This window comes from Fodinicurvata sediminis DSM 21159, assembly GCF_000420625.1.
Lineage (GTDB): Bacteria > Pseudomonadota > Alphaproteobacteria > Kiloniellales > DSM-21159 > Fodinicurvata > Fodinicurvata sediminis.
Genome location: NZ_ATVH01000014.1, coordinates 190,266 through 209,529, shown reverse-complemented (window position 1 = coordinate 209,529; position 19,264 = coordinate 190,266). Strand labels below are relative to the sequence as shown.

The 19,264-nt window shown below is 56.6% G+C and carries 16 protein-coding genes and 1 tRNA gene; 12 read left to right on the top strand and 5 right to left on the bottom strand.

Annotated elements, in window-relative coordinates:
* Nucleotides 1-17: 17 nt before the first annotated feature.
* Nucleotides 18-644, bottom strand: coding sequence for a DUF938 domain-containing protein (locus tag G502_RS0108910; protein ID WP_022728321.1), 627 nt, complete (start codon nucleotides 642-644; stop codon nucleotides 18-20).
* A 214-nt stretch (nucleotides 645-858) separates the two neighbouring features.
* On the opposite strand from G502_RS0108910, the gene fdxA reads away from it, so the two are divergent.
* The 4 genes from fdxA (at nucleotide 859) to G502_RS0108885 (ending at nucleotide 4,010) form a co-directional block, all read left to right on the top strand.
* A complete protein-coding gene (gene fdxA / locus G502_RS0108905) occupies nucleotides 859-1,197 on the top strand; it encodes a ferredoxin FdxA (protein ID WP_022728320.1) in 339 nt (112 codons plus the stop codon).
* A 337-nt stretch (nucleotides 1,198-1,534) separates the two neighbouring features.
* Complete coding sequence (locus G502_RS0108895) at nucleotides 1,535-2,032, top strand: CarD family transcriptional regulator (protein ID WP_022728318.1); 498 nt, start codon at nucleotides 1,535-1,537, stop codon at nucleotides 2,030-2,032.
* 166 nt (nucleotides 2,033-2,198) lie between these two features.
* Entirely contained in the window at nucleotides 2,199-2,999 is an 801-nt protein-coding gene (locus G502_RS0108890) for a hypothetical protein (protein ID WP_022728317.1), read from the top strand.
* A gap of 120 nt (nucleotides 3,000-3,119) precedes the next feature.
* On the top strand, nucleotides 3,120-4,010 hold the full coding sequence (locus G502_RS0108885; RefSeq protein ID WP_022728316.1) for an RNA polymerase factor sigma-32: 891 nt from the start codon (nucleotides 3,120-3,122) through the stop codon (nucleotides 4,008-4,010).
* Between the two features lie 6 nt (nucleotides 4,011-4,016).
* Here G502_RS0108885 and G502_RS0108880 read toward each other — a convergent pair whose 3' ends face one another.
* The 3 genes from G502_RS0108880 to G502_RS21395 form a co-directional block, all read right to left on the bottom strand.
* Nucleotides 4,017-5,237, bottom strand: a complete 1,221-nt coding sequence (locus tag G502_RS0108880) for a YbfB/YjiJ family MFS transporter (RefSeq protein ID WP_022728315.1) — start codon at nucleotides 5,235-5,237, stop codon at nucleotides 4,017-4,019.
* A 152-nt stretch (nucleotides 5,238-5,389) separates the two neighbouring features.
* Entirely contained in the window at nucleotides 5,390-6,874 is a 1,485-nt protein-coding gene (locus G502_RS19390) for a M48 family metalloprotease (protein WP_022728314.1), read from the bottom strand.
* Nucleotides 6,871-7,683 carry a thermonuclease family protein gene (locus tag G502_RS21395; protein WP_022728313.1) on the bottom strand — a complete coding sequence of 271 codons (813 nt, stop codon included), beginning with the start codon at nucleotides 7,681-7,683 and terminating at the stop codon, nucleotides 6,871-6,873. The genes G502_RS19390 and G502_RS21395 overlap by 4 nt, the downstream gene beginning before the upstream one ends.
* 134 nt (nucleotides 7,684-7,817) lie before the next feature.
* Here G502_RS21395 and G502_RS0108865 point away from each other — a divergent pair, with 134 nt between their 5' ends.
* The 3 genes from G502_RS0108865 (at nucleotide 7,818) to G502_RS0108855 (ending at nucleotide 11,084) form a co-directional block, all read left to right on the top strand.
* Nucleotides 7,818-9,833, top strand: coding sequence for an FG-GAP-like repeat-containing protein (locus G502_RS0108865; RefSeq protein ID WP_155957822.1), 2,016 nt, complete (start codon nucleotides 7,818-7,820; stop codon nucleotides 9,831-9,833).
* A gap of 154 nt (nucleotides 9,834-9,987) precedes the next feature.
* Entirely contained in the window at nucleotides 9,988-10,938 is a 951-nt protein-coding gene (pip, locus tag G502_RS0108860) for a prolyl aminopeptidase (protein ID WP_022728311.1), read from the top strand.
* Between the two features lie 69 nt (nucleotides 10,939-11,007).
* Nucleotides 11,008-11,084: transfer RNA gene (locus G502_RS0108855), tRNA-Arg, on the top strand.
* A 55-nt stretch (nucleotides 11,085-11,139) separates the two neighbouring features.
* Here G502_RS0108855 and G502_RS22935 read toward each other — a convergent pair.
* Nucleotides 11,140-11,670: an integrase core domain-containing protein gene (locus tag G502_RS22935; RefSeq protein WP_155957821.1), complete on the bottom strand. Its 531-nt coding sequence runs from the start codon at nucleotides 11,668-11,670 to the stop codon at nucleotides 11,140-11,142.
* A 244-nt stretch (nucleotides 11,671-11,914) separates the two neighbouring features.
* On the opposite strand from G502_RS22935, the gene G502_RS0108845 reads away from it, so the two are divergent.
* The 5 genes from G502_RS0108845 (at nucleotide 11,915) to G502_RS0108825 (ending at nucleotide 19,232) form a co-directional block, all read left to right on the top strand.
* Nucleotides 11,915-13,366, top strand: coding sequence for an N-acyl-D-amino-acid deacylase family protein (locus G502_RS0108845; RefSeq protein ID WP_022728309.1), 1,452 nt, complete (start codon nucleotides 11,915-11,917; stop codon nucleotides 13,364-13,366).
* 984 nt (nucleotides 13,367-14,350) lie between these two features.
* Nucleotides 14,351-15,256 (top strand): MurR/RpiR family transcriptional regulator, encoded by a 906-nt coding sequence (locus G502_RS0108840; protein ID WP_026989262.1) that lies wholly within the window; start codon nucleotides 14,351-14,353, stop codon nucleotides 15,254-15,256.
* A gap of 55 nt (nucleotides 15,257-15,311) precedes the next feature.
* Complete coding sequence (locus tag G502_RS0108835) at nucleotides 15,312-16,961, top strand: ABC transporter substrate-binding protein (protein WP_022728307.1); 1,650 nt, start codon at nucleotides 15,312-15,314, stop codon at nucleotides 16,959-16,961.
* 81 nt (nucleotides 16,962-17,042) lie between these two features.
* The gene (locus tag G502_RS0108830; RefSeq protein ID WP_022728306.1) at nucleotides 17,043-18,362 is read left to right on the top strand and encodes an aspartate aminotransferase family protein; all 1,320 of its coding nucleotides are present in this window, start codon (nucleotides 17,043-17,045) and stop codon (nucleotides 18,360-18,362) included.
* 21 nt (nucleotides 18,363-18,383) lie between these two features.
* Nucleotides 18,384-19,232 carry a nitrilase-related carbon-nitrogen hydrolase gene (locus tag G502_RS0108825; protein ID WP_022728305.1) on the top strand — a complete coding sequence of 283 codons (849 nt, stop codon included), beginning with the start codon at nucleotides 18,384-18,386 and terminating at the stop codon, nucleotides 19,230-19,232.
* Nucleotides 19,233-19,264: the final 32 nt, after the last annotated feature.

Genomic DNA, 19,264 nt, shown 5'->3' with positions numbered 1-19,264 from the left:
GTGCGGAGGTGATGAATTCACCTTCGTGCGGCGGCTGAGTGGCGGAAGACGACAGAGAGATTGTTGGCCGGCATCTCAACGGTTTTTTCCAACCGGAAGCCACGGTCCTGTGCTTCTTCGCAGACTGTCTCCAGGTTGCGCACGCCCCATTCGGGATTGCGCTGCTGAAGCTGGGCATCGAAGGCCGCGTTGCTCTCACTTGTGTGCTTTCCTGCACGTTGGTAGGGGCCGTAAAGGTAGAGCGGTGCCTCTTCCGGCAGCAGATCTGCGGCCCCCTCCAGCAGTCCCAGACAGGCCTTCCAGGGCGCGATGTGGATCATGTTGATGCAGACAATGGCATGAAGTTCGGTTTCCTGGAGCAGGCTGGCCGGCCACTGCGGATCGCTGGCATCGAGCGCAACCGGCGGCAGGCAGTTGGATAGGCCAGATTCTTGCAGGTGATCCGTGATACTGGATCGGGCCTCCGCGGAAGGATCGCTGGGAAGCCACGTCAATTGGGGGAAATGGCGTGCAAAATGGGTTACGTGTTCACCGCTGCCGCTGGCAACCTCCAGAACGGTGCCGCTTTCCGGCAGGATGCCTTCCAAGACCTGGGCGATGGGGGTGCGATTTCGCAGTGCGGCCGGACTGTGTTGCTTGTTCATGGAAGCTCAATTTCCTCATTATGGTCGGGTAAATTAGATCTTTAAACGTATGACAATTGTTGTTTTTGCAAGGATAGGACTTGAGTGAACCGTCTGTTTGTTTAGAAAGAGGCCGGAAAGCCCACTCGGCTGTTTAGTTGCAGTGGAAGAGAGACCATATAGACGGATACCAGTTTAGCAGTCCGGCCCCAGGCCGGGACAGGAGAGAAGAAGCATGACCTACGTGGTGACCGAAGCCTGCATCAAGTGCAAGTACATGGATTGTGTGGAGGTCTGTCCTGTTGATTGCTTCTATGAGGGCGAGAACATGCTGGTCATCCATCCCGACGAATGCATTGACTGCGGCGTCTGCGAGCCGGAATGCCCGCCCGAAGCCATTCTGCCAGACAGCGATCCGGAAGCCGACAAGTGGCTGGAACTGAACAAGGACTTCAGTGAACAGTGGCCGAATATCATTGCCAAGGGTGAGGCGCCGGCCGATGCCGACTCGCACTTGGGCGAGGAGAAGAAGTACGAGAAGTACTTCACTCCAAATCCTGGTCAGGGTGACTGACCTTCGGCTCTAATCCGTCAGGAAAGAGGCCATCTGCAACGTGCCAATTGCCGCATGACCTAAGGTCATGTTGCAGGTGCGTTGTATTTTGCCGCAGATTGTCGTATATTTGTAAAAGATGGTGGCCGGCGGACCGGCCATGCCATGCTTTTTTGCAAACAGCAGAGCCTTTGATCCTGCATCTCGCTAACAGATAAGAGTAACGGCGGCAAGTGCGTGTTCACACGCCCGTGCCGCATCCTTGCCTGTTTTGCGTCGGGCCGGACATCCGCAGGCATTCGGGTGGCTGCTGCATGCCCCTTCCGCAGAGGCGGTTATACGGAGACTGAATCGAGAGATGGCGAAGAAACTGGAGTTTTCGGCGGGTGATTTCGTGGTTTATCCAACACATGGTGTTGGGCGGATTCTTGAGATAGAGCAGCAGGACATTTCGGGCTTCAAGGTCGAACTGATCGTGATCAAGTTCGAGCATGACCGCATGATCCTGCGCGTTCCTGTGGAAAAGGCCCACAAGTCCGGTTTGCGCAAGCTGTCTTCCAAGAAGATCATGGAGTCGGCCCTGACGACACTGAAGGGACGTAGCCGTGCCAAGCGTACCATGTGGAGCCGGCGCGCCCAGGAATACGAGGCCAAGATCAATTCCGGCGACCCTGTGTCGATTGCCGAAGTGGTGCGCGACCTGCACCGTGCCGATGATCAGCCCGAGCAGTCCTACAGTGAACGTCAGATGTACCAGGCGGCCCTGGATCGTCTGGCTCGCGAGTTTGCCGCGCTGGAACAGATTGACGAGTCCGCGGCCGCGGAGAGGCTTGAGAGCATGTTGAAGGCAGCGTGAAGCCGGTCTTCCCTTCCTTCCCTGCTGATCTCATCGCCATGCCTGTCCTGGCTGCCACCAGCTGATGACTTGACGGGGCTCTCTGTGCAGTTGACGTCTATGCTGGTACGCTTGCGGCGGAGACGGAGTCGCAGAAGCGCAACCAGGGGCAGATGACGGCGGCAATATGAGCAGTGGGCAGATTTTCGGGGAACTTGTCGATACGCGTCGCGTCTGGGCCGTTGCGTCCATTCATGGTGAGGCGGAGCGCCTGATTGCTCTGCATGAAAAGCTCTGGCCCCGCGCGGAAGCAGGCGACCGCCTGGTTTACCTGGGAAACATGCTGGGACGTGGAGCGGCCTCCGGTGAAACCCTGGACGAGTTGCTGGGATTCCGCACCGCCTTTATGACGCTTGAGGCCGACACCAATGAACAGGTGGTCTTCCTGCGCGGTAGCCAGGAGGAGATGTGGCAGAAGTTGCTGCAACTGCAATTCGCAACAGACCCGCGCATGGTTCTGGAATGGATGCTGCAACAGGGGGTTGGCGCAACGCTTGAGGCCTATGGCATGGACCCTGAAGAAGCTCGCCGTGCCGCGGGCAGCGGAACTGTCGGCCTGACACGCTGGACACAAACCCTGCGTGCACGCATCCAGGCGCGGCCTGGACATTACGAGTTCATGGGTTCCATACGTCGTGCCGCCTATACCGACGATCACGGTCTGTTGTTCGTACACAGCGGTTTCGATCCTTCGCGCCCGCTGGAAACGCAGCGGGACAGTTTCTGGTGGAGCAGCAATAGTTTCACCTCACTGGATGGACCCTACAGCAGCTACAAGCGCGTGGTGCGCGGTTTCGAGAAAAACCACCCCGGTGTGCTGGTCGAGGACTATACCGCGACGCTGGATGCTGGCTGTGGTTTTGGCGGCTCGCTGGTGGCCGCCTGTTTCCTGCCAGACGGACAGGTGGTCGACGCGCTGGAAGCCTGAATAGTCCGCCGTCTTGACGGCTGGTTTTTGGCTTTTTCATGCGCCGGTGATCCATTCACCGCTTAGAAGCGTAAAGCATTTCAATGAATATTTACGCTTTGATAGGTGAAGGAAGCACAGATGGCACACTACGAAGACAGTCAAACCCAGCGTGCCGGCGCCCGTTTCATTAGACGTAGCATGTCCGAACCGCTCTTGAGCCGTGAGCACGAGTTCGAACTGGCCAGTGCCTGGCGGGACCGTCAGGACGAAGCTGCGCTCCACGAACTGATCCGCAGCTACATGCGCCTGGTGATTTCCAGTGCCATGCGCTTTCGTCATTATGGCCTGCCTGTCAGCGACCTGGTCCAGGAAGGATCCGTCGGCCTGATGCAGGCCGCGGCACGTTTCGAGCCGGACCGGGAGGTACGCTTTTCAACCTATGCAACCTGGTGGATCCGCTCTGCCATTCAGGACTTCATCCTGCGCAATTGGTCGATCGTGCGCACAGGAACCACGGCTTCCCAGAAATCCCTGTTCTTCAACCTGCGCCGCCTGCGTGCACAGATCGAAGAGAACAGTGGCGCGGGCCTGGACGATGAAGGTCGCGGCAAGATTGCCCGCGACCTGAAGGTGGCCTTGAGTGACGTGGAATCCATGGAAATTCGCCTGTCCGGTTCGGATCAGTCCCTCAATGCCTCCCTGAACGAGGAAGAAGAAGCTGAATGGCAGGATTTTCTGGCCGATGAGCGCGCCGGACCCGAAGACAGCACCATGCAGTCCTTTGATATCCAGCAGCGTTCGCGCTGGCTGAAGGATGCGCTTGAGTGCCTGGACACGCGCGAGCGCCAGATCATCGAGGCACGGCGTCTGGCCGAGGACGAGGATGTGGTGACCCTGGAAACCCTGGGACACCGGCTCGGAGTCAGCAAGGAACGGGTGCGCCAGTTGGAGAATCGTGCGCTTGGCAAGTTGCGGTCGGCTGTCATGCAGCATGGTGCCCGGCCCAACGACCTGATGCTTGAAGCCTGAAGACTTCTAGAGTCGCAGCCTGCCCGGGCTCAGGAAGCGTGAAAGCAGGCTGGCCCCGAACGCGAGCAGCAGCGCCAGTGACGCGATCAGGAACAGCAATCCGAAGTCTCCGTCACTGCGCGCGAACAGCCAGGAAAATCCGTATCCGCTGACGGCTTGACCCAGGGCGAAGGTGACCGTGGCCAGGCTCCAAGCCTGGCCATGCGCCAGAGGGTCAGCGATATGCGCGCGTGTCTGTCCAAGAACCAGGGTGACACTGCCGGTTATGGCGGCGCCACCCAGCAGGCTGGAGAGGACAAGAAGCGGAATGGCGTGGTTCATGGAGAGCAGGCCAATCGTCACGATGTTGATCAGCACCAGGGTGCGAAGCGCCGTACCGAAGCCGACATGGTCGGCAAGCCGCCCCGAGGCCAGCGGTCCCAGCAGGGCGCCCAGGCCAAGGATGGCCCAGTAAACTCCTCCAAGGAACACGCCCTGTCCGAGTCCCCGGGCCACGAAATCCGCCAGGAAAACCATGTGGGGGACAAGGCCGATCGCGGTCAGTCCATAGCTGGCATAAATGGCCAGCATGTCGCTGCGCCAGGCAGCGGCATGACCCTGATGGGACAACGGTGCGACCGAGTCCTGACTCCTGTGCCTGCCGCTATCGCGAGGCCACCACCACCAGACGAGCAGGCTGGCACAGAGTGACAACAGCGCCAGTCCTAGCCAAGCCACGACGAGTCCGCGGGACAGGAGCAAGGGAACCAGCGTGCCCGAGAGCACGATGCCGAGGCCTACGCCGGTGAAGATTGCCCCCGAGGCAAGGCCTCGAAGGTTTTGTGGGCTGTGCGCCAGGGCCGAGGGGGCGGCAATGACCATCAAGGCTCCGCCCGTCAGACCGGACAGCAGGCGCCAGAGGAAATACCAGCCAAAGGAAATGGGCAGTGCACTGGCGGCAAAGGCGGCGGTGGCCACCAGCATGAGGAGGCGCAAGGCTGTGGCCGGCGTGCAGTAGCGTGTCAGGCGTTGACCGCAGAGTGCGCCCAGCAGGTAACCGGCCAGATTGGCCGCCCCAAGATAGGCGGCCTGGCCCGGCTCGAACCAGCCAGCTTCGATGATGGCCGGAAGCAGGGGGGTATAGGCGAAGCGCGACAGGCCGATTCCGACCAGAACGGCCAGGAAAGCCGCTGCGATCACCTTCAGTGCAGCTGTGTCCAGAGTCTGTCCCCGGCGCAGGCTGGACATGAAATCTCCATCCCTGGGCTTACCGCCCCCCGGTAAGCACGCTTCAAGAAGGTGATTTCACTCCTGGATCCCGTTTGGCGCAATCGCTGTGGCTGTCCGCAACGGACATGGCAGCCATGCCCTCGCTCTCATGCGCCGAACCGAAAGCATGTCTATCCCTCCACCACGATCTTGACCCTGTCGCCGGCTCGCAGCCGGTCATTGGGCCCCAGGCCGTTCAGAACGCGGAAACGGGCCTCGCGGTATCGGTCGAAAGGCATCCTGTTGGCGATGTCGGTGACGCTCTCTCCTTGCCGAACCTGATGGATGCGCAGGCGATAGGGGCGCAGCGAATTGGCTTCGCTCTGGCTGAGGCGCCGGAAGCTGTAAGTGGTTTCACGCAAGCCTTGCGAGAGCTGGCTGGTCGCTTGTGGCGGTGTGACGAACATGAAGCGATAGATCTGGTTGCCGCTTTCCCGAATGGCCACCAAGCGCAGGTCGCGAGGGCCCTGGTTGGTGTTCGCGCGGGTTACGGCCGTGGCGGCTTCCATGCCGTTGATGTCCAGGGTTTCCACCTGTTCCAGGCGAATGCCCTGGGCCCATTGCCGGGTCAGGTAATCCTGCATGGAGCCACCCGTCTGTTGCCGGTCTCCATCGAATATGATGCCCGCTCCGTTCGGCCCGCTGGCCACCACCTTGTCGCTGCTGTTCCGAAGGTGGAATCCTTCGGGCACGGTAAAGGTGATGCGCATCTGGGGATGCGAGAAGCGATTCCCGCGGATGAAGCCTTCGCTTGGGCTGTCGCCATAGAGCATGCCGTCGATCTTCGAGAGGTAGAGATCACGCTCCAGCATGGGGTCTCGCGGTGCGCTGACGCCTGCCTGGGCTGCGGCCTGCTGTACGCGATCCGCAGTGCGTGGATGGCTCTGCATGATATCGAAGTCGTCGGCCGCACCGCCGCGGCCAGCCATCTCGGCATTAAGGCGACTGTTCTGCTGTAGCGAATTGAGGAAGGCGCTGGAAGCCCGGGTATCATAACCGGCTCGCGCCAGGTAGCGGATGCCCAGGGTGTCCGCCTCGAACTCCTGTTCGCGACTGTAGCTTTGGATCATGGCCGCAGAGACCGGGGCCGCCGCCTGAGCCGCTTCACCCCCCAGCAGGACGGCCAGTCCAAGCTGCGCCGCCCCGGCAAGAACGGACGAACCCTGGCGTGCGGCGGCATGGCGGGCCGTGACGTGACCGATTTCGTGGCCGATGACACTGGCCAGTTCGGCTTCGTTGTTGGCAAGCGCGACCAGGCCGCGCGTGACATAGACATAGCCGCCGGGCAGGGCGAAGGCGTTGACATCCGGACTGTCGATCACGGTGAAGGTGAAATCCAGATTGGGCATTTCCGAGGTGCGGGCCAGCAGGTTGCCGATCGAGCTGACATACTCGTTTAGTTCCGGATCGTCATAGACGCCGCCAAACTGCTCCTTGGCTTCCTGATGCATTTCGCGGCCGACTTCGCGCTCACGCTCCTGGGTCATGCCGCCGGTGAAGATCTGTTCTCCCGTGGCCGGGGCGGTCTCGCAGCCCGCCATCAAGGGCAGTGCCATGGCCATGGCCAGGCCGGCAAGCCATTTCCGCGGCTGCTTCAGGCAAGTTCTGTCACTCATTCCAGTACCTCGATCTGTTCGGGATAACTCAGCTCGATCATGGGCCCATTGTAGGAAACAAGCCAGCCCCGCACGCGAAGCCGGCGTCCCTGGAGCCTGTCCAGCGGTCCGCTTGTCTCTTCGAACTCTGCGAGTCTCTCAGGATTGAGGTAGATCGTGAAGTCCTCGCGCCAATCCGCACCGAAATTGATATAGCCGCGTCCACGGATTGCCGCCGTGTCCTGAACTTGTCCTTCAATCAGGCGCCAGCGGCCGATGGCTTCATTGGCGCGATGAGGAGATAGGGGTTGCAATTCTGCAAGACGCCACAGACCGCGCTTCGCAAGCCGGGCCTGGTTCTCCAGGGCCAGCAGGTCTGTCTGCATAGTGCGACGAGCTGGGCCTCCGTGGACGATGGCTAGTCCTTCGCGGACAAGATGGCCCTGGAGCCAGAGTTCCGGGGTACCAGCCTGGAAGACCTGGGCAAGGCGTCGACCGTGCCGGTCATGGGTAATTTCTGTGGAAATCAAGTTAAGGGACTTGCCCTTCGTTGCCCTGCTGAGAAAGGCCAGTGCTTCCTCCTGCAAGGCTGTCATCTCCGCTCCAGGTTCAAGTACTGTCTGCGGCGGTAACACCCCGGCCAGAAGCACGCTGTCACCGGAGGCAAGTTCGAGCGTGAAGTCGCTTTGCATCTTTGTTCTGGTCTCAGCAAGGGCCTCCCATGTTCCGGCTTGCAAGGTGGTGGTTGCCAGTAACAGGAGGACCAGGAAGCTGTAGAAGACGTATGGAAAGACCATTTCGTATCCGTGAATGCGTGTAAGCGACTTCATTGTACAACCTTTGCCCCGATCATATGTAGGGATTTCCTGAGCGTGGTCTGTCGCCCGCGATATACAGCCGGAAATTCATGATTTGGGAAGATATCAGGCTGTGCCCGTTCAATTGATTTAAGGGATTGAAAGTTTTGAGAAAAACGGTCCGGCGTTCGCTGTCCACCGTAGCGAATCTCAAGCAAGCACACTGGCATTCCGCATTTCACAAAGACTACTACGGTGATGGCCGGAGCGGTCTGAGCGGAAAGGCCAGCGCGGCACACAGGAGGGCTGCCCTGAAGGCTGTAGTTCCAATTGCACATGGCAGCACGATCCTGGATATGGGCTGTGCCGAGGGCCTTATGTTGCCGCCGTTTCTGGAAAGCGGGGCTAGTGCGATCCATGGCGTGGATCACAGTGCCAAGAGGATTGCCTCGGCGCGAGAACTGGTGAGAAGCAATCGTGTGCGTTTTGATGCAGTGGAATTGAATGATCCGACTTGTCTCGACGATGAAAAAATTTTCGAGTCAGTCTATGACGTTGTGCTCTGCTTGGGGGTCTACCAGCACCTGGATGAAGAAATACGGCGACTTGTTCTCTACAAGGCGCTGCAAAGGACGGGATACTATTTCGTCTTTCGGGCCCCTAAAGCAGCTGCTTCTGAAGTTTTTCCATTGATCGAGCGGGCTGGCTTTCAGCTTGACTCGATCGTCAAGAGCCCTGGGGTCAAGAAGCTCTATATCTATCGTCGCTGCAGGACCGATAATGTGCAGCCCATTCCAGAGGAGTGGCTTCTGGGACCTGCCGAGGAACGGTCTCATCCTCCCATGGGGCCTGAGGTTTTTGTCGAGGGTCCGGAGCCCGGGGAAGACGAAATGCCGGGCATCGCACTGCACGGATGGCAGCGTGTTGGGGTTGGCGCGGCTGCGGCAACGATAGCCCTGGTCACGGGGGTGACCGTCGTTCGTATCGGGATTCCGGATCATAACGGAACGTTTTTGGCCAAGCAGGCCCAGGCCGCAGAGCACTGGGACATGCATGTCGTCGATTCCGCGGCAAACGGAGCTGATTCGCTGGACGTGGCGGACCTGGACAGTGATGGGGACCAGGATCTTGTGGCTGGATGGCAGCAGTCCGGACTTGTTCGTCTTTACGAGAATCTTGGTGCGGGTGACGGGACTCAGACCTGGAAGAAAATCGATATCGCGGAAGGGCTGGTCTATATGGGCCTTGAGGATGTTTCCTTTGCGGACTTAGACAGAGACGGGAGCAAGGAGAGTATCCTGACGGCCGTGGGCATTCCGGGTATGCAGGTAACCCTGCATTTCCTCGAGCAAGGACAGAATCCTTTCGAAGCAGGCTCCTGGACTTCGGAAAGACTGACGGGTTTTTTCTCTGGCGACTACAATACGGTTCTAAATGTTCCAGGCCGCCAACGTGGAACTTCCATGGTCTTTGTAGGCCATGAGGATGGGATTTGGACGGCAGAGATTTCTTGGCCACCGGCCATTTCCGTTCGCGAGGAGAGTCATTGGTCGCAACCTGTACCTGGCGGCTCGGTTCGAGATATCAAACTTCATGACATGGACAGTGATGGAGAGGAGGATCTTCTCCTGACCCAACAGGGACACCTTGGCTGGTTGGAGAATCCCGACGAGGCAAGTGATGGCGCCTGGGCGTTTCGGGGAATGGACCGCAGGGTATCGATCTTCACTCTCTGTGATATTGACGGTGATGGCACAAGCGGCGTGTTTGCGGTGAACGAAGCCGCCAACAGCTTTTCCGGAGCGGCGGTTCAGTATCACGAACAGGGCAATGGTGGTGCGGAGAACCGGCGCTCCATGACTCCTGTACGAGAGTGGAAAACACCAATCCTTCCGGTTGCACCTAAACTGCTGATCTGTGGTGATCTGAATGGCCACGGCGTTGGAGAGATTGTGGCCGGCAGCTCGCAGGCTCTTTCATTAACGGAGCATGATGCCAGCACCTTTCAGCACTGGTCACGAACGGCCATCACGGCAGACCTGGCGGATGGGGATTACAGGGAATTGCGCTCTGTGGACATGGATGCAGATGGCGACAAGGATGTCCTCGCTGCCGAGGAGGGAGCGAGCCTTCTGCAGCGTGGACTGGGTGTTGTCTGGTTTGAGAATCCCGCACTTTCCTAAGACTGAGCCAGATGCGCGCAACAAGAAACGAAACTTCGGTTCCGTTATAAGCATGGCTGACGCTGTTCAAGGCCTTAAGCTGCGTTATAAGTTGCCCGTGTGCCGGTTGGCTCCTGGCGGCCGGATTTTTTGAACAGTCAACGAAGCGGTGAGCATGTCGGAACTGGATTTCTTTCCCCCCGTAGAGCCCTATGACAGCGGCTACCTGAAGGTCAGCGACTTGCACGAGATCTATTGGGAGCAATCGGGCAATCCCGACGGCCAGCCCGTAATCTTCCTGCACGGCGGGCCGGGGGCCGGGGCCTCAGCGACGCATCGCCGCTTCTTTGATCCCGCGCACTACCGTATCGTCATCTTCGACCAGCGCGGAGCCGGTCGCTCACGCCCGTTGGGCGAGGTGGAGGAGAACACCACCGCCCACCTGATCGCGGATATGGAGCGCCTGCGCGAAATGCTGAAGATCGAGACCTGGCAGGTCTTCGGCGGCTCCTGGGGTTCGACACTGGCGTTGGCCTATGCCGAGACCCACCCCGAGCGTGTGCGGGCCCTTGTGCTGCGCGGCATCTTCATGTGCCGCGAGAGCGAGGTGAACTGGTTCCTCTATGGCCTGCGCGCCTTCTTCCCCGACGTTTGGGACAAGCTGGTCTCGCCTCTGGATGACGCGGAGCGCAAGGACATCTTGGGCGCCTATCACAAGCGCCTGATGCATCCCGATCCGGCGGTGCACATGCCGGCGGCGCGTGCCTGGAGCACCTACGAGGGCAGTTGTTCCACTCTGTTGCCCAGTCCGGAAACCGTTTCGGCCTTCGGCCAGGACACCATGGCGCTGGGCCTGGCGCGCATGGAGGCGCACTATTTCCTCAATGGCGTTTTCCTGCCGCCCAACTCCCTGCTGGACAATGTGGGCCGCATCCAGGACATCCCCGGCACCATCGTCCAGGGGCGCTATGACTGCATTTGCCCGCCCGTCACCGCCTTCGAGTTGCGTGACGCCTGGCCAAAGGCGGAGTTCGTGCTGGTGCCCGACGCCGGTCACTCGGCCATGGAACCGGGGATCCGCCGGGCCCTGGTCGCAGCGACGGAGAAGTACAAGGCGCTGGCCTGAGAGGGGAAGCGGACAGCTATAACAGCGGACTTGGGCAAGCCCCTTGGCGCTGCTATAAAACCTTCGCGTGGCCCCGTAGCTCAGCCGGATAGAGCACAGGATTCCTAATCCTGGGGTCGCAGGTTCGAATCCTGCCGGGGTCACCATTTTCAGAGGGTCCGTTCCGGACAGATGGTTTACATTTGATACCGGAGAGATGGTTTACAGTTTCTCCGGGGCGAATGGATTGGGACCGGGTTCGACACGGTCCGTCTCCTTGTCGAAGAATCCTAGATCATAGTGCATGAAGCTGACCAGCCAGATTTGATCGTCGACCTCGCGGATGCCGAGGGTTTGCCCGGCGAAGACGGTGCTGAGATTGATCTTGCGTTTTCCGACACAGATGCGCCCGCAGCGGGTTACTCTCACAATGCGATCATGGAAGGGATAGTCCGGCTCGCGCGGCGGCTCGTAGACGCGCGGTGAGGGTGTATAGATTTCCCCTGGATAAGCGCCTGATAGGGCCTGGTGGGGCCGCTCGTTATTGTAAACCTCGATGAAGCGCTCGACTAGGTTACGATAGAGGTAGATGAAGCCAGAGAAGGCAAAGGCCTCTTTCCGATTCTTGCGGGCCGGAATGTTGGCCCAAGCGTACCCTTCCCCGACAAGCTGACGAATCTCCATGCCATCATGGGCCTTGCCGTCATGCGCCTGTCCTGCTGTCAGCTTCAGGGCGATAGGCCCCCTCGGCATCCACCAGTGCGTGTCGGGACTGAACAGCTAGTTAGTGTTGCAATCCCGTCTCCTTCAACACGCTTTGGCCCTATCGCAAAGATTCACATATCCGATTGTTCGAGGTGCTCTTTCGTGAAACATTCAGTGGCAGAGTATAACCTGATTGCTGCCAAATGCTCATTGCGGAGTTCTTAAAATTACATACTATCTCCAGTGAATTCAGGTCAGTTTATTTGCATTCCGAATAGGCGACGATATCTCGATGAATACCCATAGCACGCACCACGATCTTATCATTAAAGACGTCCGTATCTTCGACGGCACGGGGGGTGAGGAACGTCACGGGGACGTGGCCGTTAAAGGGGATCGGATCTCCGCAATAGGATCGCTCGAACGAAGCTCCGCTAATGCCGTGATCGAAGGTGGTGGGTTGGCGCTCGCCCCTGGGTTCATAGACGTTCACACGCACGATGATGCGCAAGTTTTGTCTCAAAACCCGATGGCGTCAAAAATTACTCAGGGCGTGACAACCGTTATTGTTGGTAATTGCGGCATCAGCCTTGCTCCACTCCAACCGGATGGGCCTGTACCTCCCCCCCTAAATGTTATCGGCGACGAAAGCATCTATCAGTATCCGAGGTTTTCTGACTATATCGCGTCCCTGCAAAATGCACCCCCAGCGGTAAACGTAGCCCCTCTGGTAGGGCATTCGACATTACGTGTGGGGGCAATGGATTCCCTAGATCGACCTGCCACAGACAAAGAGCTAGATGAAATGGGTGCTTCCCTTCAGGAAGCGCTGGATGCGGGTGCTATCGGTCTGAGCACTGGACTTTATTATCCTCCTGCTCGCCACGCACCGGCAACTGAGGTCCTCCATCTTCTAAAGTTGATGGCAGGTACGGGGGGCATTTACACGACCCACATGCGAAATGAGGATGATCATGTCGAGGAATCGCTGCGTGAATCTTTTGAGACGGCTGCCTCTGCTGGTGTCCCACTCGTTGTGTCCCATCACAAATGCATGGGCCATAAAAACCATGGTTTAAGTACCCGAACGCTCAAAATGTTCGACGAAGTTCGGCGGCATCAAACGGTTGGCCTGGATGCATATCCCTACATCGCGGGTTCGAGTTCACTGTTGCCGGAAATGGTCGAGCAATCTACTCGCGTTCTGGTGACCTGGTCCCAACCATATCCAGAATTCAATGGATGGGACCTGGAACGTATCGCTGAAGTGTTGAATTGCACGATTGATGAGGCAATCGAGCGTCTGATTCCCGCCGGTGCGATATATTTTTGTATGTCGGAAGACGATGTCCGACGCATCATCACGTATCCATCTACGATGATCGGCTCAGACGGCATTCCGTACGGTGCGCATCCTCATCCTCGCCTCTGGGGCACCTTTCCTCGCGTACTGGGATCCTACGCACGTGATTTGGAATTGATGCCCTTGGAAACAGCGGTTCACAAGATGACTGGATTAGCAGCCAGTACGTTCGGTTTGAATGATCGAGGACTCATAGTCGAAGGCGCATTTGCTGATATAGTGCTATTCGACGCGGAACGGGTCGCTGACACCGCGACGTACGAGGAGCCTATCAGTCCCGCTATTGGGATAGAGCTGGTTCTTGTCAACGGTTCGATCGCACTCGATCACGGATCAATGTCGGAGACGCGCGCGGGTCATGTTGTTCTCCGAGAGAAATGATTGCTAAACAGCAATCGACTAGTCTCAATTACCCATCGGGCAGGCGGTATTCTTGGATCGCTGATGGCATCACCACAAAATGACTATCCACACCTAACTGATCCAGGCACCTGCTGTGACGCCTTTGTCGATAACAAGCTGAATTAAATAGCTTATTTAACAGATCAATTGACCGCTACAGTTATACTTTATGTAACACTGTGAGCAAGCCTGAGGGTGCCACGGAGCCCCCCGTTTGCCCACAGGGCGGGCGCGTGTCAAAGCGGTTCATGCTGCCTGTTCGCTTGTCCCTATTGGCTTCTGGCCGGTTCGCAGGCCGCCTAGCGACGGATGTGCTAGGAAGTATTGACGGGTGTGGAGCAACATCGGCGCTGGTCACCGGACCAAAAGCAGGAGGTCCTGACTTCGGTTTGGGTTTACCGGGCCAAGATTACGGATGTTGCACGGCGCTACGACATTACACCCTAGCATAACTACTAGTGGCGCTGCGACTTGCGTCACAAGGACCTTCTTGTGGATGGTACGCGCAGTCCTGGTAGTCGATATGTTTCCGCAGTTCCTGGCTGAACAGACCTAGATGTCGGAGCAGGTCGATGTTGTTGATATCGGCATCGCAACTATATCGCCTGCGCTTTGCTAGCGCTATGCTCGAGGCAGTGGTGCGCCACATGATCCGCCGGGCAGTGGCGGCATGATCGGCCCGGGCAATGGCATGCACGGATAGTGTCCCGATTGGTTGGTATAGGTTCGGCTGAGCCGCAATTCCATGGGATATCGTCATCATTGAGTTTGCGTATCTAATTCCCAGAAAAGGCTGAACTCAGAAGACCTGGAAACTACAGCTCTCAGGGTCAGTAGATACGCAAGCAAACAATATGCACCGGAATTTGCATACAAACGGTATGCGCAAATAACTATTGCGCATAAAAATAATGCCTGTACAGTTTGCATATACGGATGCAACGCAAATGCGGAAGGCTCCTTATGGCGACAATCGAAGCTTCTCATGCTGTGCCTCAGACAACGACTGAGCTAAGTGCTATCGTAGAAGGGGTTCGCCGAGGTGATGACCGCAGGATTGGCCGCCGAGCCCTGGGTGCTCTGGTCTCAATGCTTGAGCACCCGCATCGTGCTGCAGTTCAGAATATTTCCCAAATCGCAAAAGAGACCAACGTGGATCCCTCGACCCTGACACGGTTGGGGCAGCGCTTGGGTTTCAGCGGCTTCACTGAGTTGCAGGAAGTCTTTCGCAGGCACGTTGCTGAGCGAGGACTTTTCTACAGCAGCCAGACACAAGGCCTAATAGAGAAGAACCACTCAGGTGCCCCCAACGGCCTTCAGGATCTTGCGAATGAGGAAGTCGGTAGGCTTCTGGAGACGGTTGCAGGGCTCGATGAAGATGAGGTCAGGCGTGCCGCAGAACTGATCTGCAAGGCAGAAGTGGTTTATGTGATGGGGCTGAGGGCAACCCATGCAGTTGCATACTTCTTCACTTCATTTGCGAGCTTTTTGCGTCCCAGAGTTTTCATGCTTGGAACTTCAGGGAATGCGATCGCTGAAGAGATGGCGCAGGTAACGGAAAAAGACGTCTTCGTTCCTGTCTCTTTCAGGCCCTACACCCAGATCACAGTGGACGCTTGCACAGCGATGATGAAGAGGGACATCCCTATTGTCGCTCTGACCGATCTATCCTCTCCGATCGCTGGAGAGGGACCGTCGCATGTCACCCTCAGGGCTAGAAGTCCCTTCTACTTCAGTTCTGCTGCTTCGAACTTCTTTGTGGCGCAGATTTTGCTGTCTGCGGTTGCGCAGCAGCTTGGCGAAGCTGCAATCGGCCACATGGGAAATGTCGAAGTCTTACTTAGGGAGCTGTCTATCGAAACCGAATAATAATGAGCTGGGAAAAATAACCGGCCAATAACTGCTTAAACAAGGGAGCACATGGATGACTGGGATACATTATTCAAAAGTGATCAATAAAGATCGCAGGACTTTCCTGAAAGGCGCTAGCGGACTTGCTGGAGCTGCATTCCTATCAAGCCTGGGATGGTCGGTGACAAGAGCAGAGGCCGCAGAAGGAGTTTTGCGCGTCGTTCCGCAGGCTGACTTGCGTACTCTAGACCCTGTTTTTACGACAGCACAGATCACAGCCAATCACGCGCACATGATCTATGACATGCTGTTTGCAATGAACGATGAGCTGGAGCCACAGCCTCAGATGATTGGAGATTACTCAATCAGTGACGATGGATTGACTTACCAATTCACGCTGAGAGAGGGGCTGAAGTTTCACGACGGAACTGATGTCACTGCGAGTGACTGCGTTGCATCAATCAAGCGTTGGTCTCAAACGAGAACTGAAGGCGGCTTGATGATGGATCGTGCTGATTCTCTCGAGGCCGATGATGAGAAAAGCTTCACACTCCAGCTCTCTGAGCCATTCGGTATGGTCCTTTTAGCATTGGCCAATCCAGTTCTTCCCTGCGTTATAATGCGCGAGGAAGATGCTCAGAAAGCTGCCAGTGAACAGGTTGAAACGACGGTTGGCTCCGGGCCTTTCATCTTTGTGGATGATGAATGGGATCCGGGTCACAAGGTCGTTTATCGCCGCAACCCTGACTATGTCCCAAGAGAGGAGCCTGCCAATGGATTGGCAGGAGGCAAAGTCGTAAATGTCGAGCGGGTTGAATGGCTCTACATCCCCGACCCTGGAACGGCAGTACAAGCCCTTCAGGCAGGCGAGGTGGATATGTTGGAATTCCCTTCGCACGACATGCTGCCACAGCTGGACGGCGATCCGAATATTGCCGTTAAGGTTATAGATCCTGTTGGTTACCAAGGGATGCTGCGGATGAATACCCTGATTCATCCATTTGATCATCCCAAAGCCCGCCAAGCGCTGCTTCATCTGGTTCAAACACAACAGCAGGATTACTTATCCGCGATGATTGGTGTGCCAGACTATGAGCGTGTCTGCCTTTCACCATTCATATGCGGGTCTCCAAGTGAATCAGAAGCAGGTCTCGAGCAATTCGAGGGTGGTGAAGATCCATTCGAGGTGGCCCGTAAGCTCTTCGAAGAAGCAGGCTACGATGGTCGTCCCGTTGTGTTCATGGACCCGACTGACCAGAACCTGATGCACCTCATGAGCCTTGTGGCTGCAGATCATCTGCGGCGTGCAGGTGTAGAGGTGGAGCTACAAGCTCAGGATTGGAGTACACTTACGTCACGCCGCCCCATTAAGGAAGGCCCGGAAGAGGACCGGGGCGGTTGGCACATATTCCCTACGTGGTGGCCGGGTTTCACGATGCAGAACCCGATCACCAATGTTCCGCTGGATACGAGTTGTGATGGAGACAACTGGTATGGATGGCCCTGCGACGAAGAACTCGAAGAGTTGCGGGTTACCTATGCCAATGCTCAAGGCGTCGAAGAACGCCAGACAATCATGGATGAACTGCAGACTCGTTTCTTTGAGTCTGTCCCTTATGTCCACGTGGGACAGTTCTTCCGACCAGTGGCCTTCGTGGAAAATCGAATAAGTGGTGTTGTTGGGCAACAAAGCCCAGCCTTCTGGAATATCGAAAAATCCTGATGATTTGAGTGCGGGTATCTACGGATAACCCGCACTCTTTTTTTGCATTAAAAACAAATACTAAAAGGGACTAGGGATTAAATGTCACCTGATCCAAAGCCGAACACAGATTTGGCATCAGCTCTTGACGATGCTGCTTCGCGTTACCTTTCAAAGAATCCCCTTAGCTTTGAGCAACACAACCTGGCTCGCCAATCGATGCCGGGCGGTAATACGCGGACAGTTCTTTTTTGCGAGCCCTTCCCAATCACTGTCGCCGAGGGAGACGGGGCTTATATCCGTACCTTGGATGGACGTGAGTATGTTGATTTTCTGGGGGAATATACGGCCGGTTTGTATGGCCATTCCGAACCGATCATAATCGATGCGGCGAAACAGGCCCTTGATGGGGGCATCGTTCTGGGGGGGCACACAAAGATAGAGCAACAGCTTGCCGAATTGCTCTGTGATCGCTTCCCCTCTCTCGAGAGCGTACGTTTTACCAACTCAGGGACAGAAGCCAACCTCATGGCCATGTCGCTGAGCCGCGCGGCCACCGGTCGAAAGAAGATCCTTGTATTTAATGGAAGCTACCATGGCGGCGTTTTTGTTTTCGCCGGTGGTGGAAGCCCGATCAATGCGCCATTCGATTTTCTCTTGGGATCATATAACGACCTCGAGAGTACGCTAGAGCTAATTAGAGAGAATGCTTCCGATCTTGCAGCAATAGTGGTGGAGCCCATGATGGGCGCAGGAGGCTGCATTCCGGCCAAGGCGGATTTTCTGCAAGGCCTGCGGGATGCTGCTACGGACACGGGTGCGTTGCTCATCTTTGATGAAGTTATGACATCACGCTTGGCACCGGGTGGTCTGCAGGAACTTCTGGGAATCACTCCAGACCTGACAGCTCTGGGCAAATACATTGGGGGAGGCTTTAGCTTCGGGGCCTTCGGCGGCAAGTCCGAATTGATGGAACTTTTTAACCCGCATAAGCCGGGTTCATTTCCTCATGCGGGCACTTTCAACAACAACATACTAACGATGTCTGCGGGATATACCGGTATGAGTCGTGTCTTCACTCCTGAAGCCTCACGTGAGCTCAATCAACGGGGGGAAACCCTGCGCCAACGACTGAATGAGATTTGTAAAGCTGCTGGGGTCCCAATGCAGTTCACTGGTCGAGGCTCCATGATGACCGTGCATATGACAGAGGGCGAAATTCATACGCCCATGGATGCAGCTCGTGGGAACAGCGATCTGCGTGAACTTTTCTTCCTGGATCTTATAGACGCAGGTGTGTGGTTGGCCCGACGTGGAATGATCAACGTCTCGCTGCCCATGAGGGATGCTGAGTTCGATAAGTTGTGCGCCGCAGTCGAAGAGTTTGTCTCAGTACGGAAGCCCCTGCTTCTGAAACATTGAGTTTCTGAAAAGGAGAGAGTCATGAAAGCTGGCCTGATACAGATGTCCCTCAAGGGAGAGACAGACCTTTCGCCGGACATTCTACGAGAGCATATGCTCGATGCTCATGAGAAGCTGATCGATCAGGCGGGTGCCCAAGGTGTCCAAGTCCTGTGTATGCAGGAGATTTTCAATCAGCCCTACTTCTGTGCTGTAACTGACGACAAGTGGTTTGCTGCGGCCGAAGAAGTTCCAGATGGCCCCACGGTTCAGCGAATTTCATCCCTGGCCCGTAAGCACAGTATGGTTATCGTCGCGCCTATCTATGAAATAGACGACGGAAAATACTACAATACTGCAGCGGTTATAGATGCCGACGGAAAGTACCTGGGAAAATATAGAAAGAACCATATTCCCAATCTTCCCGTGGGGAAGGAAACCTACTATTTTGAGCCGAGTGATATGGGATATCCGGTGTTTGATACCCGGTATTGCAAGCTTGGCGTCTATATCTGCTATGACCGTCATTTCCCGGAAGGGTGGCGCGCACTGGCACTGAATGGCGCGGAGTACGTGGTCAACCCAAGTGCGACGCCAGCAGATCTGAGCCGATACCTCTGGCAAATTGAGCAGCCTGCAGCCGCTGTCGCCAATGGTTTCTTCATCGGAGCAATCAATAGAGTGGGCAGGGAAGCGCCATGGAATATCGGCGACTTCTACGGATCCAGCTACTTTGTAAGTCCAAAGGGACAAATCATAGCCCAAGCGAGTGATGATAAGGATGAACTCGTTGTTGCTGATCTGGATCTGGAGGAAGTCAAGGAAGTGCGCTCGAAATGGAAATTCTTCGAGGCCCGACAGCCAACAACCTACGCTGAGCTTACAAAATAATAATCAGTTTTAAGCTCGCGAAACGAATAAAA